Source organism: Mitsuaria sp. TWR114, assembly GCF_007997345.1.
Window position 1 is genome coordinate 1 of the sequence record NZ_VOSR01000783.1, and the last position, 3,116, is coordinate 3,116.

Annotated in this window: 2 protein-coding genes and 1 pseudogene; all 3 read right to left on the reverse strand. The window is 70.3% G+C overall.

The features are described from left to right. Positions 1 to 52 precede the first annotated feature (52 nt). Positions 53 to 1,069, reverse strand: a complete 1,017-nt coding sequence (locus FUT87_RS24140) for a recombination-associated protein RdgC (protein WP_147242637.1) — start codon at positions 1,067 to 1,069, stop codon at positions 53 to 55. A gap of 187 nt (positions 1,070 to 1,256) precedes the next feature. Beyond that, the gene (locus FUT87_RS24145) at positions 1,257 to 1,946 is read right to left on the reverse strand and encodes a DsbA family oxidoreductase (RefSeq protein WP_147242638.1); all 690 of its coding nucleotides are present in this window, start codon (positions 1,944 to 1,946) and stop codon (positions 1,257 to 1,259) included. 22 nt (positions 1,947 to 1,968) lie between these two features. After that, positions 1,969 to 2,963 (reverse strand): annotated as a pseudogene (locus tag FUT87_RS24150) (succinylglutamate desuccinylase/aspartoacylase family protein). Between the last annotated feature and the right edge of the window lie 153 nt (positions 2,964 to 3,116).

A 3,116-nucleotide genomic window follows, 5' to 3' on the forward strand; every position in this document is an offset into this window, starting at 1 on the left:
CTCCCGCTTGCGGGAGAGGGCAGGGGTGAGGGTCGTCGCAGCGCGCGGTGCCTCAATCCCAGGGCGCCGCTTCGGTGGCCATGTCCTCATCCTTGGCCGGCGAAGCCGCCGCAGGCGCGGGCGCCTTCGCGCCGCCCGGCGTGTGCTCGGCCGCGATCTTGGCCGACTGGCCGATGAAGTCCAGCTCGCCGCCCAGGCCCTCGATCATGTCGGGGATCAGCTGCGCGAGCTCACCGGTCGCCAGCGCCGCGTCCACATCGAAGGCTTCGTCCTTGGCCGGCTTGTCCCGCCCGTCGAAGACCACGTCCAGGAACTTGATGCCCTTGATCTGCATCGTGTCCGTCAGGGTGAAGGACACGCGCTCCTTCCAGGTCATCGCCAGGCGCGTGGGCATCTTGCCGCTGGTCAGGTGCGCCTTGACCTCGTCGGTGTCCAGGTTGTGGCGGGCGTAGCGCACCGCCGCCTTCATCTCGTCGGCGGCCTTGAGCTCGCAATCGCGGTCGATCACGAAGTCCTTGGGCGGCACGCCGTCCATCAGCCATGCCGCCATGCAGGCGGCCGGCGATTCGGCGCTCTGCAGCAGGTGCAGGTTGATCGACGAATCGGCCTTCACCAGCAGCGTGATCAGCTCGTCGGCCTTGCCGATCGAGCCCGCATCCACCATCAGCAGGCCCTGCTTGGGCGAGATCCACACCCGCAGGTGCGATTGCAGCGTGAACGCGCGCGGCAGCAGCTCCAGCGTGGCCTGCTCCTTCATGTCGCGCTGCTGCTTCTTGCCGGGCCGGCGGCCGGTCTCGAGCTCGATCCGCTCGACCATCTCCTCGACCTTCTCCCGCACCACCGAGCCGGGCAGCACCCGCTTCTCCATGCGCAGGCTCAGCAGCCAGTGGCCGTCGATCTCCTCCAGCAGCCGGGCGCCGGGCTCGCCGCGCGGCGGCACCCAGCCGGCCGACAGGGCTTCCGTGGCGCCGCAGGGCGCGAAACGCTCGTTCTCGAGGGCGTCCTCGAGCTTCTCGGCATTGGGCTGCCAGTCGTTGGACAGGCGGTAAACGATCAGGTTCTTGAACATCTGGAAACTGCGTCAGGCGGTGACGGCGCGCGCACGCGCCAGGAATGACAACGGGGCCAAGCGGACGACGCGTGGCCCCGTTCAAACGATGGGCGGATTGTCTCAAATCCGGCGGCCGGTCCGGACGCGGATCAACCCCCTTGCGTGACGACCCGTGCGCGTGCTCCAGGACGCCGGGGCTTGCCGGTCAGGCCTGCCCCGCTTCGGCGGCGATCTGGCGCAGCGCCTGTTCGAAGGCCTCCGGCGGCTGGCCGCCCTGGATCAGGTACTTCTCGTTGATCACGACCGCCGGCACCGAGCTGATGCCGCGGCCCAGCCACAGCGATTCCGTCTCGCGCACGTCCTCGGCGAACTCGCCGCTGTCGATGACGCGGGCGGCCTCGGCGGCGTCCAGGCCGATCTCTCGGACCGCCGCCAGCAGCGTCTCGCGGTCACCCGGATTGCGGCCATGGGTGTGATATGCGGTCAGCAGCGCCAGCTTCAGGTCGCGCTGCGCCTGCGCGGACTGCAGGCCCGCCCAGTGCAGCAGCCGGTGCGCGTCGAAGGTGTTCCAGATGCGGCTGCGCGCGCCCTCGGTGAAGGTGAATCCCACGTCGGCGCCGCGCTGGCGCAGGTGCGCCCGGATCTGCTGGCGCTGCTCGCTGGTCGAGCCGTACTTGCGGGTGAGGTGCTCCTCGATGTCCTCCCCCTCCGGGGCCATCTGGGGGTTGAGCTCGAAGGGCTGGAAGTGCAGGTCGACGGCCACGTCCGGCAGGCGGGCGAGGGCGGTCTCCAGCGACTTCAATCCCACCGCGCACCAGGGGCAGGCGACGTCGGAGACGAAGTCGATGCGCAGCGGGGGGAGGGTGGCGGCGGTGGCGGCGGGGGTATCGTTCATGCCGGCGACTCTAGCCAGAAGCTCAAGTCAACACGCGGTCGCTGGGCTTTGCCAGGTAGAACCACTCATGGCCGGGCTCGGCGTTGTTGTTGGGGAACACGATGCGGCCGCCGAAGGGCGCCAGCACCGGCGTGCCGTCGGCGCGCGTGCCGATGCGCTCGCCTTCCGCGATCGGGTCGAAGCTGGCCCACTGGCGCTCGAAGCGGTCGTCGACGCTTTCGCGGTCGATGACCTCGTAGAGTTGCAGCAGCTCGACTGGCCGCTTCGGATCGGCCGGCTCCACCGCCTCCGGCGCGACCATGCCCAGCAGCGCCAGCGTGCGCAGGATCGCCTTGAAGGCGACCTCGGGCCCCTGGGGATCGGCGTGCTGGCCGCACTCCAGCGTGATGCAGTAGCCGCCGGTGCTGCGCATGTACTCGGTGGTGCCGACGCCGTAATGCGGATCCTGCTGCAGCGCCATGCGGCGCGAGCCGTCGGCGGCCTTCTCGGCGCGGCGCTTCAGGCCGAGCGCATACGTCGAGAGCCAGCCCTCGACGATGCGCGACGTGCCCACCGCCAGCGCCAGCGCGCTCTCGGCGGCCTGGTGGCGGAAGGGCTCGAGCTCGCCGTCGTTGTCGCGCGGGCCGAGCATCGCGAAGGCGGCCCGGGATTGTTGAAGCTGTGCAGGTCCAGCATCACGTCGCTGGCGGCGATCCAGGGGCACAGGCGATTGGCGATGCGGTCCTCGAAGTCCTGCGGGATCGGGTTCACGCGCAGGTTGCGGTTGAGGTTGCGCTCGCCCTCGCGGCGCTGCAGCCGGTGCGCCAGCGGATTGACGATGGGGATCATCGTCAGCGTGCCCTTGAGCAGCGTGAGCCGGCCCTCGTCGAACATCCGCATCACGCGCTCGATCGCGCCGACGCCGGCGACCTCGTTGCCGTGCACGGCGGCCGTCACCAGCAGCTTCGGACCGGGTTTCAGGCCGGCGAACTGGTGGACGCGGAGGTGGGTCGGGGGGGCGGTGCGGGCGTCGCTCATGGGGTGAGGGAGGGAGCTCGAAAGAGGGAAGCGCCGAGCATAGGCCCGCCGCGCGGACGCGCGTGCGCGCCGCGTATGCCGAAAGCGCGACCGGCGATGAGTTCAGGTTGGGGCGCGGACGGCGCTCAACCGCCGAGCAGCGCCTTCGCGTCG

Bases quoted from the DNA above. Each gene is read 5' to 3' on its own strand.
- FUT87_RS24140 (WP_147242637.1), bottom strand. From the start codon at position 1,069: ATGTTCAAGAACCTGATCGTTTACCGCCTGTCCAACGACTGGCAGCCC.
- FUT87_RS24145 (WP_147242638.1), bottom strand. From the start codon at position 1,946: ATGAACGATACCCCCGCCGCCACCGCCGCCACCCTCCCCCCGCTGCGC.